The sequence below is a fragment of the Mycobacterium sp. genome, from assembly GCF_052143115.1.
Classification (GTDB): Bacteria; Actinomycetota; Actinomycetes; order Mycobacteriales; family Mycobacteriaceae; genus Mycobacterium.
The window spans coordinates 23,463-42,826 of sequence record NZ_JBKQTQ010000125.1; the positions used below are offsets into that span (position 1 = coordinate 23,463).

Genomic DNA, 19,364 nt, shown 5'->3' on the forward strand with positions numbered 1-19,364 from the left:
GTGTGTGCATGGTTCGATGTTCCTGCGGGCGGTCTGCGGGCGGGACGGGACCTCTGACTTCATAACCGCTGATTAACGGCGGGCGGTTCTGGTCACTTCCCGCTGTGTCCGGTTGTGCGCCTTATCCCGTTGCGCGGCAAGGCTTCGCCTAGTTCATCACTTCTTGGTGCAGCCGATCGATTCCGGTCTGTTCCGTGTCATTTGCGGCGCATAAGCGTCACCTGGCCTTACCCCCGATGGCAAATTTGCCGCGTCGCGCGGGCGACGCGGTGCGGATCTCCTGGCGAACCGAGCATTCGATCTCGTCGAAGTTGTACGCCGACTACGTGCTAGGCGTTTCACGGTATTGATCCACGTTGGTCAGTGTTGGGAGTGTGGGCCTGACCAGGCACAAACCCAGCCTGGCCAAAACTGACCAACGATGACCAACTGCGGACCGTGTGCGGACCGGTCCAGGCGGTCGGCGGGGGTCAGCGGTTGCTGGACCGCAACCTCACACGAAATTTTCACAAATCCGATGTGATCAACCCCGCAGGCGCATACGCTCCCATCGACGAATCGGGCAACGTCACCAAACAGTCACCAATGCCGGATGCGAAAAATGGCACATCTGGCCTATTAACCTGGAACGCGTGAGTGACCCGTGCCGTCGAACGAACCGAGCATGACCCTGATTCAGACGGTAATGATCGACGATCCGATCATCCAGGTGGCCGCGACTGGCGTCTCTCGAACGCCAAACCGGCAAGTTGATCGACGACGACTTCACCAGGCTGGTCTGCTGGAACTCAGTGCAGCATCTTGATGTGCGGCCGATCGAGGGTGCCGCCGCCACCTGCGCCGTCCAGGCTCTACTTTTTGCCGTGCGCCTTTAGGTGCTCCTTGGCAGCATTCTTCGCGTGCTCGAGGGCCTCAACGTGGTGGGCATGCGCCAAGTGGGCCTGGTGGGCGGCTTTCTCAACCGCTCCCTCCACGTGATGTTTAGCGGCTTCCGCGTGGTGCTTGGCGGCCTGTTCGAGATGTTCAGCTGCTTGCTTGTGATGTTCAGCTGCTTGCTTCGACATGTCTTAAACCCCTTTCACGGGATTTCGATCTTGAGCGAGATGGAATTATCAGCCGCCTGGCCGACCGTAAAGTTACGGGCCTGTTAAATGGGGGCTTTCATCCGGTGTACATCCCGCCGTTGGTACAAAGGTAATTACTAGACGCCTCGCTGTGAGTTCGCCCCTTGTGAGTTGCCACGAGCCAAACGGGATGCGCAACATCTGACGTGCCCTTGAGTCGTGCTGCGTCATCCAACAAGGAGGTTGGGCGCATCATGTTGTTCCGTGCAACTTTCCTCGTCGTAGCCCTCGAATAGCATCCCCATCGTGGCGACATTCAGCGACTTGTTCGCCCGCCTCGACCCCGACCCGAGGGTCCGAGGCAAGCAGTTCGAGCATGTCTGCAAGTGGTTTCTCACCAACGACCCGACATACAAGAACACTTTGCGAAGGGTGTGGTTGTGGAGCGAGTGGACGGGTCGGTGGGGCAGAGACTCGGGGATCGACCTCGTCGCTGAGGACCACGACGGGCGGCTGTGGGCGATCCAGGCGAAGGCGTACGCCCCCGAGAACACCGTCACTAAGGCGGACGTGGACAAGTTCCTGGCGGAGTCCTCGCGGGCAATCTTCTCCTACCGACTGCTAATCGCCACCACCGACAGGCTGCACCACGTAGCGCGGCGGACGATCAACGACCAGGAGCAGCAGGTCGCCTTCGTCGGGTCGAGCGACCTTCTCACCTCGGAAGTGAACTGGCGCACCAACCCCCTCGACATGCGCCCGTCGTTGCCGCCGAGGCCCGCCAAGCCGAGGGAGCACCAGTGCGAGGCGATCCGCGATGTGGTGAGGGGTTCACGAAGTCGGGTCGCGGTCAACTCATCATGGCGTGCGGAACATCAGGGAGAAGCTCGACGGCGAGCGGGTCCTCTTCCTCGTACCCTCCCTGTCCTTGTTGAAGCAGACCATGCAGGTCTGGCGGGTCAACGCCACGGTGCCGTTCGATGCGCTGCCGTCTGTTCCGACGAGACGGTGGGACGGCGTGAGGAGGACGTACGTTCGGGCACCTGTCGAGTACCAGCGCCCGGCGAGGGTGGCGAATATGGCCTTTCCCCATGGGAATACACCTTGGCCGAGCTGTTCGGCGACCTGGGTTATCGCACCGCGTGCTTTGGTAAATGGCATGTCGGTTCGGCCCCGGATCGTCTGCCCAACGCGCAGGGCTTCGACGAGTGGTGGGGGATCCCCAACTCCAGTGACGAGGCGTTCTACACCCAACACCCGCTGTACCCGAAGGACTTCCCCATCCCGATGATCCTGGAAGGGGCCAAGGGCGAGGCATGCAAGGCGGTCGAGAAGTTCGACCCGACGACGCGCCCGTTCATGGGGACGAGCGGATCACCAACCGATCCATTGATTTCATCGCACGAAACGCCGCCGCAGACACACCGTTCTTCCTCTACGCCAGCTTCACCACGATCCATCCGCCCCTGACGGTGCACCCCGACTTCGTAGGCAGTTCCGGGTCGCCTGGGATTGTGCCGAACAGTCTGGTGGAGCTTGATCACCGGGCGGGCCAAATCCTCGATGCCCTCGATGCTGCTGGGGTGGCCGACAACACGATCGTGGTCTGGAACAGCGACAACGCCGCAGGCGACACGATCGGCGTGGCGGGCGGATCTAGTGGCCCCTGGCGTGGATCGTTCGGGCAGACATGGGAGGGGTCGGTGCGGGCACCGGCGATCGTCCGCTGGCCCGGCAGGATCCCGGCTGGGCGGGTAAGCCAGGAGATCGTCGCCGCCACCGACTGGATGCCCACGTTGGCGGCGATGGTCGACGCGAGTGAGCGGGTTCCTACCGATCGCCCCAGCGACGGGATCGACGTGTCGGCGCACTTGCTCGGCCAATCGGAGGCATCGGGCCGTGATGACTTCATCCTCTATGGCACCGACGGCGAGCTGCTCACCGTCAAATGGAAGACGATGAAGGTGCATTTCCGAAAAGCCCAGGAGGGTTCGCTATTCGGGCCGTACGTCCGGCCACAGATTCCGGCGATCTATGACCTTGTGGCCGACCCACAGGAGAAAAACGACATCATGGAAACGACCATGAGCGACGCGTGGGCGATCGGTGCGGCGCTGCGGCCGGTGGTGGCCCTCCAAGAAAGCGCGAAACGCTTCCCGCACATCAAGACCGGCGAGGATTTCACTGGTTACCAGAAACAACGGTGACCGCAGCGACTCACGTCCCCTGCTCACGCGCCGCGACCGATGCGGGTCCGTGGACCCAGTGACGACGACGCAATCGACGCGGGCACGGAGATGGCGTCGGCCATCATGGTGCTGCTCGTCCTCTCCAAACGCCACGACCCTGAAGCCGCTCGACGAACCTGACCTACGTGGCGCTAAACCTTGGTCTTGCAACCCGCGCAGTCGCTTGGTTACGGCCCGTCTATCGTGCGGGCGCGGCAGGGACCAGTGCGCTGATGTCTTCGCCTTGCAAGAGCTTGATCGTCAAGGACAGGTCGAAATAGTCCGTCCAGCGGGCGATCTTGCCGTCGTCGTCAACGACGAACGTGCCCATGACAGGTACGCCCGGTTTGGTTCCGTCGGGTGCCTGGATGTAGTCAAGTCGTTCGGTGAGAACGACCGGGCCGTCGCTGGCGATGTTGACGATCTCGAATGCGTAAGCGTCGGGGAACATCGAGAACTGCGCTCCCATGTTGTCGACAATGGCCTCGGCTCCGATAAACGCGGGCATGCCTACGTTCTGATACACCGCGTCGTCGGCGAGCAGTGGCCTCAAAGCCTCGGGGTTGCGCTGCTCCATCAGCGCGCAGAACTCGCGGACAACATCGACAGGATTAGACATAGCGAACCTCCACGGCAGGCTGGCAACGACTATTGGCACCCCTCACATACTGGCTGTATGTGACATGCGACTGTATGTGACCTACAGGCTGTATGCAATAGGCTGTGGCGATGCCACGGCGTCAGGAACGGCTCGACACGAAGGCGCGACGTGCCGCGCAAGCCGAGGCCACCCGCGCCGCGCTCGTGGATGCTGCACGGCGACTGTTTGTCGAGAAGGGGTATCACCGCACCGGCACCGAAGAAGTCGTCGCCGAGGCCGGAGTTGGCACACGCGGCGCGCTCTACCATCATTTCGCCGACAAGCAGGCGCTCTTCGAGGCAGTGTTCATCGCGGTCGAGCAGGACCTGGTGATGGCAGCCGCCCAGAATCTCGCCGATCCGGCTGACGGGGCGTTAAATCAATTGCGGCAGGGTTTGATTGGCTTTCTCGATGCCTCGCTCACCCCGCATGTCCAGCGGATTCTTCTCATCGACGGCCCGGCAGTTCTGGGCTGGGTGAGATGGCGGGAGTTAGAGAGCCTCTACGGACTGGGAGCCATCCGGGCGATGTTGGAGCGCGCCGTGGAAGAAGGTGACCTCGCATCGGGCCAACCCGTTGACGCGCTCGCTCATGTCTTGCTGGCCGCCGCCGATGAGACAGCTCTGTTCATCGCGAACTCGCCGGATCGGCTCACGGCTCGCGACGAAGGGGTCCAGGCACTGAACGCACTTCTCGACGGTCTGCGGGCGAGGTAGCGCCCACCCGAGTCGCAATCGGGGGTGTGATCGCAGCGCGGGCGGCGTCGTCTAGCGGGGATTCTGCGGGCGGTCTGCGGGCGAAACGGCCTTAGCTGGGCCGAAAAGCCTGGTCAGACGGCTTAGCCAGGTCACACGTCGTAATAGAGCGCGAACTCGTACGGGGTCACCCGGAGGTTGAACGGCGCAATCTCGTAGTCGCGCTTGTAGTTGATCCACGTCTCGATCAGATCGGGCGTGAACACGCCTCCCTCGGTGAGGTATTCGCTGTCTTCTTCCAGACGATCGATCACCGCCGCCAGCGACGTCGGAGCTTGAACGATTTCCGCGGCCTCTTCCGGCGGCAGCTCGTAGAGGTCCTTGTCGACGGGTGGAGGCGGCTCGATCTGGTTCTTGATGCCGTCCAGCCCGGCCATCAGCATGGCCGAGAACGCCAGGTAGGGGTTGCCCGACGAGTCGGGGCAGCGGAACTCCAGCCGCTTGGCCTTCGGGTTGTTGCCGGTGATCGGGATGCGCACGCACGCCGATCGGTTCCGCTGGCTGTACACCAGGTTGATCGGCGCCTCGAAACCGGCGACTAGCCGCTTATAGGAGTTGACCGTGGGGTTGGTGAAGGCCAGCAACGATGGCGCGTGGTACAGCAAACCGCCGATGTAGTGGCGGGCGGTGTTCGACAGGCCGGCGTACCCCTCCTCGTCGTACATCAGCGGGACGCCGTCTTTCCACAACGACTGGTGGCAGTGCATACCGGAGCCGTTATCACCGAAGAGCGGCTTCGGCATGAACGTCACCGTCTTGCCGGCCTGCCATGCGGTTTGCTTGACGATGTATTTGTACATTTGATGGTCGTCAGCCGCGTGCAGCAAAGTGTTGAATTTGTAGTTGATTTCGGCCTGGCCGCCACTGCCGACTTCATGGTGACCCTTCTCCAGAACGAATCCCGCATTGGTCAGGTTGGTCAGCATCGCGTCCCGCAGGTCCACGTAGTGGTCGGTGGGGGCTACCGGGAAGTAGCCACCCTTGGGGCGGACCTTGTAGCCGAGGTTGGGGCTGCCGTCGGGCTGGGTCTCTTCTCCGGTATTCCACCACCCGGATGTCGCGTCCACCTTGTAGAACGAGCTGTTGATGTTCGAGTCGAACTTCACCGAGTCGAAGATGTAGAACTCGGCTTCTGGGCCGAAGTAGGCGGCGTCCGCAATGCCGGTGCTGATCAGGTAGTTCTCGGCCTTGCGGGCGACGTTGCGCGGGTCGCGTGAGTACAGCTCGAGGGTGAACGGGTCGTGCACGGAGAAGTTCACGTTCAGCGTTTTGGCGGCGCGGAATGGGTCGAGGGTCGCGGTTTCCGGATCGGGCAGCAGCAGCATGTCGGACTCGTGGATCGATTGGAACCCGCGAATCGAGGAACCGTCGAAGGCCAAACCTTCTTCAAAGACGGTCTCGTCGAAGACGTAAACCGGAATTGTGAAGTGCTGCATGGTGCCTGGCAGGTCACAGAAACGGACGTCGACGTACTCAATGTTCGCGTCCTTGACGAGTTTGAAGATATCGTCTGGGGTGTTGTCGGACACAGGATCCTCCTTTGCCTGGATATCCGCGGGCTGACGGCGAACCCCAGCCGGCCATAATTTGCTGTCCCTTGAGTATTCAATGTGCGGGGCAAAGTCGCTCGTCAAGCAGTGTGTGGACAAAAGCTTGATGTTTCGGCCAGTTTGCAAGATCGATACGGTGGCCTCGCGATGCCGTTACATTGGCATCGCCAATTGGTTTCACACGTGCAGCGAGGCGATCATGGGATTCATCACACCGGAGCTTCCAGACGTCGATCCCGACACCTGGCCGACGCTGCCGGCGGCTTCGAGACTGCAAGTGGTCACCCGGCATTGGGTGGAGCATGGCTTCGGTACCCCGTCCGCGATCTATCTGCTGTACATGATCAAGATGGCCGTGTACGCAGCGGGCGCTGCCGCGGTCATCTCGCTGACCCCGGGGCTGGGCGGGCTCGGTCACATCGGGACGTGGTGGACGCAGCCGATCGTGTATCAGAAGTTCGTCATCTTCACCCTGCTGTTCGAGGTCTTGGGATTGGGCTGTGGATCCGGCCCGCTCACCGCGAGATTCTGGCCGCCGATCGGCGGGTTTCTTTATTGGTTGCGGCCCAAGACGATTCGTCTGCCACCGTGGCCCAACGAGGTTCCGTTCACCAGAGGCGATACCCGCACCATCGTCGATGTCGGCCTCTACGCCCTCGTGCTGGCCTCGGGCATCTGGGCGCTGCTGTCACCCGGCCATGGCGGGTCGGTCACCGGCACTGGTGACGTCGGTCTGATCGATCCCACTGTGGTGGTGCCGACGATCGTCGCCTTGGCGCTGCTGGGTCTGCGCGACAAGACCATCTTCCTGGCCGCCCGCGGCGAGCACTACTGGCTGAAACTGTTGGTGTTCTTGTTCCCGTTCACCGACCAGATCGCCGCCTTCAAGATCATCATGCTGGGGCTGTGGTGGGGAGCGGCAACATCAAAGCTCAACCACCATTTTCCCTACGTGGTCGCGGCGATGATGAGCAACAACGCGCTGCTGAGAGGCAGGGCTTTCAACTGGTTGAAGCGCATGCTCTACCGCGACCCTGTCAACGACTTGCGCCCCACCTGGATACCGAAGTTCATGGCCCACGTCGGCGGGACCACGGCCGAATTCATTGTGCCTGCGGTGCTGGTGTTCTTCGCCGACAGTCATCCGTGGCGGTGGTGGCTGATCGGGTTCATGGTGATCTTCCATCTCAACATCATTTCCAACCTCCCGATGGGCGTTCCGTTGGAGTGGAACGTGTTCTTCATCTTCTCGCTGTTCTACCTGTTCGGGCACTACGGCAGCATCACCATCTACGATCTCAATTCGCCGCTGTTGCTTGCCTTCCTGATGGCAGCGCTCGTCGTGGTCCCGATAGTGGGAAATGTTTTCCCGCAACAGATTTCATTCTTGCCCGCATTGCGCTACTACGCGGGCAACTGGGCGTCCAGTGTTTGGTGCTTCCGCTCGGGTGCTGAGGAAAAGCTGGATGCCGACGTCATCAAAAGCTCGGCGCTGACCGCCAACCAACTGGCCAAGCTCTACGACCCGGCGACCGCCGAAATCATCACCGACAAGGCTCGGGCGTTCCGGTCCATGCACGTCCATGGCCGGGCGCTCAACGGGCTAGTACCCCGTGCGCTCGGGGAAGAAGCGAACGAGGCGGACTACACGTTTCGTGAGGGCGAACTCGTCGCTGGGTCGCTCATCGGCTGGAATTTCGGCGAAGGCCACCTGCACAACGAGCAGTTACTGGAGGCAGTACAGCGGCGCTGCAACTTCGACGAGGGTGATCTTCGGGTGATCATCCTCGAAGGCCAGCCGATCCAGACGCAGCGGCAGTGGTATCGCATTGTCGACGCCAAGACCGGCCTGATCGAGGAAGGCTACGTCACCGTTGCGGACATGCTGGCCCGCCAGCCGTGGCCGGAGCCCGACGACGAGTTCCCGGTCCATCTCACAACGCACGGCGCCGACGCTCGCCAATGACGAACGCAGTCGTCGTCGTGCCGGACCCAACGGTTTGGCCGCGGCAATACATCTGGCGCGCAACGGTTTAGACGTTCAACTGCTGGAGGCCGCGGAATCTGTCGGGGGAGGAGCGCGTTCGGGGGAGCTGACGGTACCCGGTGTCATCCACGATTACTGCTCGGCCGCTCATCCGCTGGGAGTGGATGATCCGTCTCGCGGCCTTTGGGCCGCGCGCCGTATTGCCGGCCACCGTGGCGGCGCGGTGGTTTCGCACCGAGCAGGCGCGCGCCCTATTCGGCGGTGCGGCCGCGCACATGTTCAGCCGGCTGGATCAGCCATTGACCGCAGCGATGGGACTGTTGTTCCTGGCCGGCGGGCACCGGTACGGCTGGCCCGTCGCTGAGGGCGGATCGGGGTCGATCATCGCCGCCCTGGCCGCCGCGCTGCGCGAGCATGGCGGCGCGATCACCACCGGCGTCACCGTCACCAGTCGCGGCGGCATCCCCGAAGCCGACATCGTGATGCTCGACCTGAGCCCGGCCGCGGCTCTCGCGATTTACGGCGACGTGATGCCCGCGCGGATCAAGCGGTCCTATCGACGCTACCGCGAGGGCTCATCGGCCTTCAAGGTCGACTTCGCCATCGAGGGCCATATTCCGTGGACCAACCCCGAGTGCGCCCGTGCCGGCATGGTCCACCTCGGCGGGACGTTCGCCGAGATCGCCTTCACCGAACGCGAGCGGGCACAAGGGCGGATGTCGGAGCGGCCCTTCACGCTCGTCGGGCAGCAATACCTGGCCGACCCATCGCGTTCGTCCGGCAACATCAACCCAATCTGGACCTACGCCCATGTGCCGTCCGGCTACCCGGGCGACGCCACCGCCAGCATCACCGACCAGAACGAGCGGTTTGCACCCGGCTTCCGCGAGCGCATCGTCGCCACCGTCAGCAAGAGCACTGCCGAGTTGCAGGCCTACAACCCCAATTACATCGGCGGCGACATCATCGGCGGTGCCAACGACCGGCTGCAGGTGCTGTTCCGGCCCCGGGTGGCGATCGATCCCTACTTCACAGGCGTGCCCGGCGTCTACCTGTGCTCGCAATCCACGCCGCCGGGCGCCGGTATCCACGGGCTGTGCGGCTATCACGCCGCCCAGTCGGCCTTGCGCCGGCTACGCAGGTGAATCAGCAGCCCAATCGGCCTGACCGTCCGCGATTCGCGGTGCATTCCCGCAGCTACTAGGCTGGCAGCGAGCAATTCGTCAGCGTTTAAGGAGAGACAAGTGACGGTCCGGGTAGGCATCAACGGCTTCGGTCGCATCGGACGCAACTTCTACCGGGCCCTACTGGCGCAGCAAGCCGAGGGCGCCGGCACCGACGTCGAGTTGGTCGCGGTCAACGACCTGACCGACAACGCGACGCTGGCGCATCTGCTGAAATTCGACTCGATCCTGGGCCGGCTGCCCTACGACGTCAGCCTGGAAGGCGACGACACCATCGTCGTCGGCAACACCAAGATCAAGTCGCTGGCGATCAAGGAGGGTCCGGCGGCGCTGCCCTGGGGTGATCTGGGCGCCGACGTCGTCGTCGAATCCACCGGCATCTTCACCGACGCCGCCAAGGCCAAAGGTCACCTGGAGGCCGGTGCCAAGAAGGTGATCATTTCCGCGCCGGCCACCGACCCCGACCTCACTGTCGTGCTTGGCGTCAACGACGACAAGTACGACGGCAGCCAGAACATCATCTCCAACGCCTCCTGTACGACGAACTGTCTTGCGCCCCTTGCCAAAGTGCTGCACGACGAATTCGGCATCGTCAAAGGTCTGATGACCACCATCCACGCCTACACCCAGGACCAGAACCTCCAGGACGGGCCGCACAAGGATCTCCGTCGCGCCCGCGCCGCCGCACTCAACATCGTCCCGACGTCAACCGGTGCCGCCAAGGCCATCGGTCTGGTGCTGCCCGAGTTGAAGGGCAAGCTCGACGGGTACGCGCTGCGGGTGCCGATCCCGACCGGCTCGGTCACCGACCTCACCGCCGATCTGACCAAGTCATCCAGCGCCGACGAGATCAACTCGGCGTTCAAGGCTGCCGCGGAGGGCAAGCTCAAGGGAATCCTCAAGTACTACGATGCCCCGATCGTGTCCAGCGACATCGTCACCGACCCACACAGCTCGATCTTCGACTCCGGTCTCACCAAGGTGATCGACAACCAGGCCAAGGTGGTGTCCTGGTACGACAACGAATGGGGCTACTCCAACCGCCTCGTCGACCTCGTCGCGCTGGTCGGCAAGTCGCTGTAGCCGTGAGCATCCCTAGCCTCAAAGACCTTCTTGCACAGGGAGTTTCAGGTCGTGGTGTGCTGGTTCGCTCCGACCTCAACGTGCCGCTCGACAACGGCGTGATCACCGATCCGGGCCGTATCACCGCCTCGGCGCCGACGCTGAAGGCGCTGGTCGACGGCGGCGCCAAGGTGGTGGTGACCGCGCATTTGGGACGACCCACGGGCGAACCTGACCTGAAGCTGTCGTTGGCCCCGGTTGCCGCGGCACTTGGTGAGGCGCTGGGACAGGATGTGCAGCTGGCCGACGACGTCGTCGGCCGTGACGCGCGGGCCCGCGCTGCGCGTCTGACCGACGGGGATGTGCTGCTGCTGGAGAACATCCGCTTCGATCCCCGGGAAACCAGCAAAGACGACGGGGAGCGGCTGGCGCTGGCGAAAGAGCTTGCCGAACTGGTCGGGCCAACAGGCGCTTTCGTGTCCGACGGGTTTGGAGTGGTGCACCGCAAGCAAGCCTCGGTCTACGACATCGCCACGCTGCTGCCGCACTACGCCGGCAAGCTGGTCGCCGACGAGGTCAGCGTGCTCGAGCGGCTGACCAGCTCGACGCGGCGACCCTATGCCGTGGTGCTCGGCGGTTCGAAGGTCTCCGACAAGCTCGGCGTCGTCGAGAAGCTGGCCACCAAGGCGGACAGCATTGTCATCGGTGGTGGCATGTGCTTCACATTCCTTGCCGCAGCTGGCCTTTCGGTGGGCACATCGCTGCTGCAAACCGAGATGATCGACACCTGCCGCCGACTGCTCGACACCTACGCCGACGTGTTGCGCCTGCCGGTGGACATCGTGGTGGCCGACAAGTTCGCCGCCGATGCGCCGCCGCAGCTCGTCGCCGCCGATGCGATCCCGGACGGCAAGATGGGGTTGGACATCGGGCCGGGGTCGGTAATTCGCTTCAGTACGCTGCTGTCCAACGCCGAGACCATCTTCTGGAACGGCCCGATGGGTGTCTTTGAGTTTCCGGCGTTCGCCGCAGGCACCAAGGGCGTCGCCGAAGTGATCGCCAAGGCGACTGCCAAGGGCGCGTTCAGCGTGGTCGGTGGCGGCGACTCCGCCGCGGCTGTGCGCGCGCTGGGCCTGCCCGAGGACGGCTTCTCGCACATCTCCACCGGCGGTGGGGCGTCGCTGGAATACCTTGAGGGCAAGACGTTGCCCGGTCTAGAAGTGCTGAGTACCTGAGCTAAGGACGCCGATGAGCCGCAAGCCGCTGATAGCCGGCAACTGGAAGATGAACCTCAATCACTTCGAGGCGATCGCGCTGGTCCAGAAGATCGCTTTCTCGCTGCCCGACAAGTACTACGACCGGGTCGACGTCTCGGTGATTCCGCCGTTCACCGATCTGCGCAGCGTGCAGACGCTGGTCGACGGGGACAAGCTGCGGCTGACCTACGGCGCCCAGGACCTCTCACAGCACGACTCGGGCGCGTACACCGGCGAGATCAGCGGGGCCTTCCTGGCCAAGCTGGGCTGCAGCTACGTCGTCGTCGGTCACTCTGAGCGACGCACCTACCACGACGAGAACGACGCGCTGGTGGCCGCCAAGGCCGCCGCCGCGCTCAAGCACGAGCTGACCCCGATCATCTGCATCGGCGAGCACCTGGAAGTCCGGGAAGCCGGTGAGCACGTCGCCCACTGTCAGGAACAGTTGCGTGGATCGGTGGCCGGGCTGTCCGCCGAGCAGATCGCCAAGGTCGTCATCGCCTACGAGCCGGTGTGGGCGATCGGCACCGGGCGGGTGGCCAGCGCCGCCGATGCTCAGGAGGTGTGCGCGGCCATCCGCAAGGAGCTGGGCGCGCTGGCCTCAGCGCACATCGCCGACACCGTCCGGGTGCTCTACGGCGGCTCGGTGAACGCCAAGAACATCGGCGACATCGTCGCGCAGGAGGACGTCGACGGCGCCCTGGTCGGCGGCGCGTCGCTGGACGGCGAGCAGTTCGCGACGCTGTCTGCGATCGCCGCCGGAGGACCACTGCCGTAGCCGACGGGCCACCATCACGTCGACTGATGAATTCCCTTGCGGCGCTGAGCCGTAGCGTTGCCGCGGCGCTTCGTCCCAGCGGCGCGCCCTGGGCCGTCGGGCCTGCCCTGTGGGCGATGGGCGCCGCGGCCCTGATCGCGGGCACCGGCGCGCTGGTCGGCCAACTACAGCTCGTCGGCTTGGCGTACGTCGGCGCCGCTTGCGCGGTCGTCTTCATTCACAGCGGTTTCTACCGGGCTAGGTGGTGGGCGTGGGTGGCCCAGGCCGTCGGTGGAGCAGCAGGTATCAGCGCGGGCGCGTTGATCATGCCCGGCTCCGGCATCGCGCAAACCCTTACGGCGGGGGTCGCGGGCGCGATCTCGGGAATGGCCGGTGGTCTCGGCCCGAGCGCGCCGGCTTTCGGGTTGATGCTGTCGGTCGGTGTGGCGTTCAGCCAGTTCGGCGGGTCATCGCTGCCGTGGTGGCAGCAGGCGCTGGGCTACCTGGTTGGCACGGCGGTTGCCGCGGTGTCGGTGCTGGCTCCCTGGGCGTTGCATCGGGATCTGCCCGAACGCCGGGCGGCCGCGGCGGTGTACTTTGCCGCCGCGGACCTGTGCGCAGCGATCGGCACCGACGAGGCTGGTCCGTCCCGCACCCGGCTGGCTGCCGCTTCCGCCGTCGCGCGTGCCTCCCGGAACCGCCGCGGAGCCGACCTGGTGGCCTACGCCGCAGCCACTCTCTACGCCCAGGGCCGGCCGGTACCGGACGTTGCCATCGCCGCAATCCGGCAGGCCGGAGGGCAGATCCGGGACGCCGCGCCGGTATCGGTCGGCTTCTCGGAAGCCGATGCCGGTGGGGATCCCGGGTTGGTGGAGCTGGCCGATGCGCTGAGCCCCGAGCCGCAGCGTCCGGGTGCGCTGAGGCCGGCAACCCAGCGGCTGTCGGGCGTGATTCGCGCGGCAACCTCGCCTACCGCCCTGGCCAATGGTGTGCGGATCGGATTGTGCCTGGCCGTGGCCACTGGCATCACGGTCGCCCTGCCGGAACGAGCCCACGCGTTCTGGCTGCCGCTGACCACCGCCGTCATCGTGCGACCCGAGTACGCGTCGGTGTTCGTGCGGACGGTGAACCGGATTTTTGGCACTGTCATCGGAGCGCTCGTGACCACCGGCCTGTTGGCTGTGCTCTCGTCGGGCCTGCCGCTGGTGGCCGCGACCGCGCTGGCGCTGGGCTTCGTGGTGCTGTCGGCGCCGAAATTGTACGGCCTCAGCGTGATTGGTATCACCACCTCGGCCCTGCTGTCGCAGTCGATCGGGCACGTCGATCCGGTCGCTCCCGCGCTCCGACTGCAAGACACCCTGATCGGAGCCGCGGTCGCGGTCGTGTTCGGCTACCTGTTGTGGCCGGGCGCGCGCCGGTCTCCCGCAAATGCGCAGTTGTCCGCGGCGTTGCAGGCAGCCCACGGCTACCTGGCCGAGGCGGTCGAACCCGCCGCGGAACGCCGTCATTGGCAATCCGTCCGCGCCGACGCCTACCGGCTGGCGCATCAGGCGCGTGCCACCGCCGAGGCCGCTGTGATCGAGCCGCTGGGAGTGAGTTCACTCGCCCTGCAGGTTATTCCGGCCGCCATCGAGCTGGAAGACACCGTGGACGCGATCACAGCGGTCAGTTCGGCGGTTGACGCCGGCAGCGACTCGACGGCGCTGATCGAGGACGTCCAGCGTGGGCTGAAACTCCTCGGCCGGACTGCCGTGGCTTTGGAATCGCCGCCAGCATCGCGATGAAGACGCGGTCGTTGGCGCCTTTGTCGCCAGCGGGTCGCTCGACGACGAAAAGTTCGCGACGCTGTCTGCGATCGCCGCCGGAGGACCACTGCCGTAACCAGTGAGGCAGGCGGGGCTGCTGGGGCGTTTCGAGTTGACGGCCCGCCAGATGGCATTTAGCTTAACGAAACCTGATAGAAATACAGGGCCGTTAAGTTTTGGTGGTTAGGCAGCTCTACCAACGTCGGGGAGGCATCCGAATGGCTGGTCGCGACAGCGCCAAGGGCATCAAGAACTCAGGCAATTCCAAGGTGCGTCGGCGTGGTTTAGTCGTCGTGGGTGCGGCCGTCGGTGCGTTCGCGGCCGCGGCGGCGATGGCGACCGGCTCGGCGGCTCCGGCCAAGGCCGACATCGACACGCTGCTCGACCCGATCATCCAGCCCCTGATCACGTCGCTGAGCGATGCAATCGCCGGCTTCGATCCCGCCGCCGCGACGGATCTGACCAGTTGGAGCGACAGTCTCCTCAGCAGCCTGAATTCGATCGATCTGGGGGCTGCGCTGCCGTCGACCGCAGAGCCCGTGGCCAGCGCCGCCTTGCCGGCAAGTTCTGACCCGACAACGGGCACCTACGACATTCCGATAACCGTCCAAGAGGGCACCGAGCCGACCGTGCAGGCTTCGATTGACGGGAGCGCGGATCAGACGCTGCTCGTCGACACCGGCTCCAGCGGCCTCGTCATCCCCTCGACAGACCTCTCGCTGACACAACTGTTCGATCTCGGGATTCCCACCGGAATCAACGAGAGCGGCTACAGCGGTGGGGTCGACTACATCTATCTCGAGTACAACGACGCAACAGTCGATTACGGCGATGGCGCCCTCGACACCACGAATACCCCCATCGATGTGGAGATCTTGTCCTGGCCCACATCCTTCAGCTCAGGCTCACCGTTGGATTTCCAGCAATTTCTTTCCGATAACGATGTGACCGGCATTCTGGGTATCGGGGACAACACCGCGGGTCCGACCGAGAGCCCCTTGGAAGCGGACGGCTACGAGGGCGTGCTCGTCGACGTTCACAATAACGAGCTGATCGTCGAGCCCACCGCCCCGACGGGCGGCGACACGGTCAGCGGTGCCCCGATCAGCAGCTTGTACGAGTCGGTCAATGGCGGGCCCCCGGTAGAGGTTTCCGACGATGTCGATTCCGGCGGTGTGTACGGAAACATCCCGTCATCCCTGGATTCCGGCGTGACACCGGGAACCACGATTTCGGTCTACGACAACGCCGCCGGTACGGGTACTCCGCTGTACACGTACACGGTGACCGACACCGGCGGGGTCGACACCGCGCCAACGTCGACGTCGGGGACCTCGATCGACAGCGGCGTCGAACCGTACCTTGTAGAACCGATTTACATCGACTACACCGACGACACGATGACCTTCTACCCGAGCTAGCGCCGGTCTGAGCCGGCCGATCGGCGGCCGGTAAGCTATTGGCCATGGAATTGGCCCTGCAGATCACCCTGGTGGTCACCAGCGTCCTGGTGGTCCTGCTGGTGCTGCTGCACCGCGCCAAGGGTGGCGGTCTGTCGACGCTGTTCGGCGGCGGAGTGCAGTCCAGCTTGTCCGGGTCGACGGTGGTGGAGAAGAACCTGGACCGACTGACGTTGTTCGTCGTCGGAATCTGGCTGGTGGCCATCATCGGTATGGCGCTGCGCATCAAATACAACACCTGAGCCGCTCTGCTCGCAGCGCGGGCTAGCCTCCGCGCCCCGATACTGGATTGATGGTTGGCGTTTCCGACACCGGGCTGGAGCCGATCGGCGCCGTACAACGCACCCGCACGGGCCGTGAGGCGACCGAGCCGATGCGCGCGGACATCCGGCTGCTCGGCACGATTCTGGGCGATACGGTGCGCGAGCAGAACGGCGACGAGGTGTTCGCGCTGGTCGAGCGGGCCCGGGTGGCGTCATTTCGGGTGCGTCGCTCGGAGATCGAACGGGCCGAGGTGGCCCGCATGTTCGAGGGCATCGACATCCACCAAGCGGTTCCTGTCATCCGGGCGTTCAGCCACTTCGCGTTGTTGGCCAACCTGGCCGAAGACGTCCACCGGGAGCGGCGCCGGGCGATTCACGTGGCCGCCGGTGATCCGCCGCAAGACAGCAGCCTGGCCGCCACGTACCACAAACTCGACGCCGCCGACTTGGACGCGGCCACCGTCGCCGAGGCGCTGACCGATGCGCTGGTTGCTCCCGTCATCACCGCACACCCGACCGAAACCCGCCGCCGCACGGTTTTCGCGGCCCAGCACCGGATCACCGAGCTGATGCGGCTGCGTGCCGAAGGTCACACCGACACCGACGTCATCCTGCCCGAGCTGCGCCGCCAGATCCTGACGCTGTGGCAGACCGCGCTGGTCCGGTTGTCGCGGCTGCAGATCACCGACGAGATCGAGGTCGGGCTGCGCTATTACCCGGCCGCGTTCTTCGAGGTGATCCCGAAGGTCAACGCCGAGGTTCGCGAAGCGTTGCGGAGCCGCTGGCCCGACGCGGATCTGCTGCCCGAGCCCATCCTGCGGCCCGGCTCCTGGATTGGCGGCGACCGCGACGGCAATCCCAATGTGACCGCCCACGTGGTCAGGTTGGCCACCGCGAGCGCCGCCTATACCGCGCTCGCGCACTATCTCTCCGAATTGACCGCGCTGGAGCAGGAGCTGTCGATGTCGTCGCGGCTGGTCACCGTCACACCGGAGTTGGCCGCGCTGGCCGACTCCGGCGAGGAGGCGGCCCGCGCGGATGAGCCCTACCGGCGCGCGGTACGGATGATCCGTGCCCGCCTCAGCGCGACTGCGGCCCAAATCCTGGACCACGAGCCGGAAAACCGGCTCGACCTGGGGTTGGAACCGTATACCAGCCCGGTCGAGCTGCGGGCCGACCTGGACACCGTCGACGCCTCGCTTCGTGCGAACGGCAGCGCGCTGCTAGCTGACGACCGGCTTGCCCAGCTGCGAGAGGCCGTGGACGTCTTCGGATTTCATCTGTCCGCTCTGGATGTGCGACAGAACTCCGACGTGCACGAAGAGGTGGTCAGCGAGCTGCTGGCATGGGCCGGCGTACACCCGGACTACGCGTCGCTGCCCGAAGATGAGCGGGTAAGCGTGCTTATCGAGGAGCTCGGCACCCGCCGGCCGCTGCTCAGCGAGCGTGCACAACTCTCGGAGTTGGCCCGCAGCGAGCTCGGCGTCATCGAAGCCGCCGCACGCGCGATCGAGATCTACGGACCGCGCGCGATACCCAACTACATCATCTCGATGTGCCGGTCGGTGTCCGACATCCTGGAGGCGGCAATCCTGCTGAAAGAGGTTGGCCTGCTAGATGTTTCCGGGCCGCAGCCATACTGCCCGGTCGGCGTCGTGCCGCTGTTCGAGACGATCGACGACCTGCGCGGCGGCGCGTCGATCTTGGAAGCGGCGCTGGAAATACCGCTCTACCGGGCGATCGTGCACGCCCGCGACGAGAACCAGGAGGTGATGCTCGGCTACTCCGACTCCAACAAGGACGGTGGGTATCTGGCCGCCAACTGGGCGCTGTACCGCGCCGAACTGGACTTGGTCGAGTCGGCCCGCAAGACCGGAATCCGGTTGCGGCTCTTCCACGGTCGCGGAGGCACGGTCGGCCGCGGTGGGGGACCCAGCTACGAGGCGATCCTGGCCCAGCCGCCCGGAGCGGTGAACGGATCGCTGCGGCTTACCGAGCAGGGCGAGGTCATCGCCGCCAAATACGCTGAACCGCAGATGGCGCGGCGCAACCTGGAGACGTTGGTGGCCGCCACGCTGGAGTCCACCCTGCTCGACGTCGAGGGGCTCGGTGACGCCGCGGGTCCGGCTTATGACATCCTCGACGACCTGGCCGGCCGGGCGCAGCGCGCCTATGCCGAATTAGTGCACGACACACCGGGTTTCGTTGAGTATTTCCTGGCCTCCACCCCGGTCAGCGAAATCGGGTCGCTGAACATCGGCAGCCGGCCGACGTCGCGTAAGCCCACCCAGTCGATCGCGGACCTGCGGGCGATCCCGTGGGTGCTGGCGTGGAGTCAGTCGCGGGTCATGCTGCCGGGCTGGTACGGCACCGGTTCGGCCGTTGACGGCTGGCTGGCTGACGGTGGACGCATCGAGGTGTTGCATGAGCTCTATCAACGGTGGCCGTTCTTTCGCACCGTGCTGTCGAATCTGGCCCAAGTGCTGGCCAAATCCGATCTAGGCCTGGCGGCTCGCTACGCCGAGCTGGTCGACGATAAAGCGTTGCGCCGCCGAGTGTTCGACAAGATCACCAAGGAGCACACCTGCACCATCAATGCGCACAAGCTCATCACCGGTCAAGACAACCTGCTGGCGGACAACCCGGCGCTGGCACGGTCGGTGTTCAACCGCTTCCCGTATCTGGAACCGCTGAACCACTTGCAGGTCGAGCTACTTCGGCGCTACCGCTCCGGCGACGACGCCGAGCTCGTCCAGCGCGGGATCCTGCTGACAATGAACGGGCTGGCCAGCGCGCTACGCAACAGTGGCTAGACCTCGAAGGTCTCATCAGCCCCTTGAGTCGCTAGCTGAAGGATTAGTGCCTTGCTCAGGTTGATACCGCGGGTGATATCAAGCCACCCATCAAGCGACGCCTGATATCACATACGCCACCGTTTCCGACACGATGTGTGTATCAAGTTGGCGGTGCAGAGGTGCCTGAGCAATCACTAAGTCGAAATACCCTAGAGGGAAATACCCAGGCAGGGGCGACTTTTTAGTCGTCGACCACCGACATCACCAGAACGGCCGGGCGGCAAACCGCTTGAGCGCATGCCCTGATCGGACTTAACGTTACTTTTGCTGAGGTTGGAGTTGACGACGCAATCACGTTCAACGTCTACGGGACGAGGAGATGTGCAATGAAGCTCAAACAATTCATCGCCAAAGCAATGTTCGCCGGTGGCTTAGGCTTGACCGCCGTCGGACTTGGTATGGGCACGGCAAATGCAGACCCGCCCTCTCCGCCACCGGTACCGGCACCGCCTGGCGTCCCAGCCGCGCCCGGCGTCCCGGCAGCGCCTGGCGTCCCGG

The 19,364-nt window shown here is 64.5% G+C and carries 14 protein-coding genes and 1 pseudogene; 12 read left to right on the plus strand and 3 right to left on the minus strand.

The genetic code is table 11. The annotated features are described in order from the left end of the window. Window positions 1–851: 851 nt before the first annotated feature. Window positions 852–1,064, minus strand: a complete 213-nt coding sequence (locus tag ACLQI9_RS13570; protein ID WP_442383226.1) for a hypothetical protein — start codon at window positions 1,062–1,064, stop codon at window positions 852–854. A 306-nt stretch (window positions 1,065–1,370) separates the two neighbouring features. On the opposite strand from ACLQI9_RS13570, the gene ACLQI9_RS13575 reads away from it, so the two are divergent. Together ACLQI9_RS13575 and ACLQI9_RS13580 are read left to right on the plus strand one after the other, a co-directional pair. Further along, window positions 1,371–2,534, plus strand: a complete 1,164-nt coding sequence (locus tag ACLQI9_RS13575; RefSeq protein WP_442391765.1) for a restriction endonuclease — start codon at window positions 1,371–1,373, stop codon at window positions 2,532–2,534. Next, window positions 2,462–3,271, plus strand: a complete 810-nt coding sequence (locus ACLQI9_RS13580; RefSeq protein WP_442391771.1) for a sulfatase-like hydrolase/transferase — start codon at window positions 2,462–2,464, stop codon at window positions 3,269–3,271. The genes ACLQI9_RS13575 and ACLQI9_RS13580 overlap by 73 nt, the downstream gene beginning before the upstream one ends. A gap of 220 nt (window positions 3,272–3,491) precedes the next feature. On the opposite strand, the gene ACLQI9_RS13585 is transcribed toward ACLQI9_RS13580, so the two are convergent. Beyond that, window positions 3,492–3,911 (minus strand): limonene-1,2-epoxide hydrolase family protein, encoded by a 420-nt coding sequence (locus ACLQI9_RS13585; RefSeq protein ID WP_442383222.1) that lies wholly within the window; start codon window positions 3,909–3,911, stop codon window positions 3,492–3,494. Between the two features lie 110 nt (window positions 3,912–4,021). On the opposite strand from ACLQI9_RS13585, the gene ACLQI9_RS13590 reads away from it, so the two are divergent. Further along, complete coding sequence (locus ACLQI9_RS13590) at window positions 4,022–4,648, plus strand: helix-turn-helix domain-containing protein (RefSeq protein WP_442383220.1); 627 nt, start codon at window positions 4,022–4,024, stop codon at window positions 4,646–4,648. A 131-nt stretch (window positions 4,649–4,779) separates the two neighbouring features. Here the strand turns inward: ACLQI9_RS13590 and glnA are convergent, their stop codons facing one another. Further along, window positions 4,780–6,216, minus strand: a complete 1,437-nt coding sequence (glnA, locus tag ACLQI9_RS13595; RefSeq protein ID WP_442383218.1) for a type I glutamate--ammonia ligase — start codon at window positions 6,214–6,216, stop codon at window positions 4,780–4,782. Between the two features lie 220 nt (window positions 6,217–6,436). On the opposite strand from glnA, the gene ACLQI9_RS13600 reads away from it, so the two are divergent. From ACLQI9_RS13600 to ppc, 9 genes and pseudogenes are all read left to right on the plus strand, one after another. Continuing rightward, window positions 6,437–8,203 carry a DUF3556 domain-containing protein gene (locus ACLQI9_RS13600; RefSeq protein ID WP_442383216.1) on the plus strand — a complete coding sequence of 589 codons (1,767 nt, stop codon included), beginning with the start codon at window positions 6,437–6,439 and terminating at the stop codon, window positions 8,201–8,203. Beyond that, window positions 8,200–9,369, plus strand: a pseudogene (locus ACLQI9_RS13605) (phytoene desaturase family protein). The gene ACLQI9_RS13600 and the pseudogene ACLQI9_RS13605 overlap by 4 nt, the downstream one beginning before the upstream one ends. Window positions 9,370–9,468: 99 nt before the next feature. After that, window positions 9,469–10,491 carry a type I glyceraldehyde-3-phosphate dehydrogenase gene (gene gap, locus ACLQI9_RS13610; RefSeq protein WP_442383214.1) on the plus strand — a complete coding sequence of 341 codons (1,023 nt, stop codon included), beginning with the start codon at window positions 9,469–9,471 and terminating at the stop codon, window positions 10,489–10,491. Between the two features lie 2 nt (window positions 10,492–10,493). Next, window positions 10,494–11,705 (plus strand): phosphoglycerate kinase, encoded by a 1,212-nt coding sequence (locus tag ACLQI9_RS13615; protein ID WP_442378637.1) that lies wholly within the window; start codon window positions 10,494–10,496, stop codon window positions 11,703–11,705. A gap of 13 nt (window positions 11,706–11,718) precedes the next feature. Then, a complete protein-coding gene (gene tpiA / locus ACLQI9_RS13620; RefSeq protein WP_442378638.1) occupies window positions 11,719–12,504 on the plus strand; it encodes a triose-phosphate isomerase in 786 nt (261 codons plus the stop codon). A 26-nt stretch (window positions 12,505–12,530) separates the two neighbouring features. Then, on the plus strand, window positions 12,531–14,267 hold the full coding sequence (locus tag ACLQI9_RS13625) for an FUSC family protein (RefSeq protein WP_442378639.1): 1,737 nt from the start codon (window positions 12,531–12,533) through the stop codon (window positions 14,265–14,267). 239 nt (window positions 14,268–14,506) lie between these two features. Further along, a complete protein-coding gene (locus ACLQI9_RS13630) occupies window positions 14,507–15,709 on the plus strand; it encodes a PecA family PE domain-processing aspartic protease (RefSeq protein WP_442378640.1) in 1,203 nt (400 codons plus the stop codon). Window positions 15,710–15,753: 44 nt separating this feature from the next. Then, entirely contained in the window at window positions 15,754–15,990 is a 237-nt protein-coding gene (secG, locus tag ACLQI9_RS13635; RefSeq protein WP_442391766.1) for a preprotein translocase subunit SecG, read from the plus strand. A 50-nt stretch (window positions 15,991–16,040) separates the two neighbouring features. Continuing rightward, the gene (gene ppc / locus ACLQI9_RS13640) at window positions 16,041–18,824 is read left to right on the plus strand and encodes a phosphoenolpyruvate carboxylase (protein WP_442378517.1); all 2,784 of its coding nucleotides are present in this window, start codon (window positions 16,041–16,043) and stop codon (window positions 18,822–18,824) included. Window positions 18,825–19,364 lie beyond the last annotated feature (540 nt).

Bases quoted from the DNA above. Each gene is read 5' to 3' on its own strand.
- ACLQI9_RS13570 (WP_442383226.1), bottom strand. From the start codon at position 1,064: ATGTCGAAGCAAGCAGCTGAACATCACAAGCAAGCAGCTGAACATCTC.
- ACLQI9_RS13585 (WP_442383222.1), bottom strand. From the start codon at position 3,911: ATGTCTAATCCTGTCGATGTTGTCCGCGAGTTCTGCGCGCTGATGGAG.
- ACLQI9_RS13590 (WP_442383220.1), top strand. From the start codon at position 4,022: ATGCCACGGCGTCAGGAACGGCTCGACACGAAGGCGCGACGTGCCGCG.
- ACLQI9_RS13600 (WP_442383216.1), top strand. From the start codon at position 6,437: ATGGGATTCATCACACCGGAGCTTCCAGACGTCGATCCCGACACCTGG.
- tpiA (WP_442378638.1), top strand. From the start codon at position 11,719: ATGAGCCGCAAGCCGCTGATAGCCGGCAACTGGAAGATGAACCTCAAT.
- ACLQI9_RS13625 (WP_442378639.1), top strand. From the start codon at position 12,531: ATGAATTCCCTTGCGGCGCTGAGCCGTAGCGTTGCCGCGGCGCTTCGT.
- ACLQI9_RS13630 (WP_442378640.1), top strand. From the start codon at position 14,507: ATGGCTGGTCGCGACAGCGCCAAGGGCATCAAGAACTCAGGCAATTCC.
- secG (WP_442391766.1), top strand. From the start codon at position 15,754: ATGGAATTGGCCCTGCAGATCACCCTGGTGGTCACCAGCGTCCTGGTG.
- ppc (WP_442378517.1), top strand. From the start codon at position 16,041: ATGGTTGGCGTTTCCGACACCGGGCTGGAGCCGATCGGCGCCGTACAA.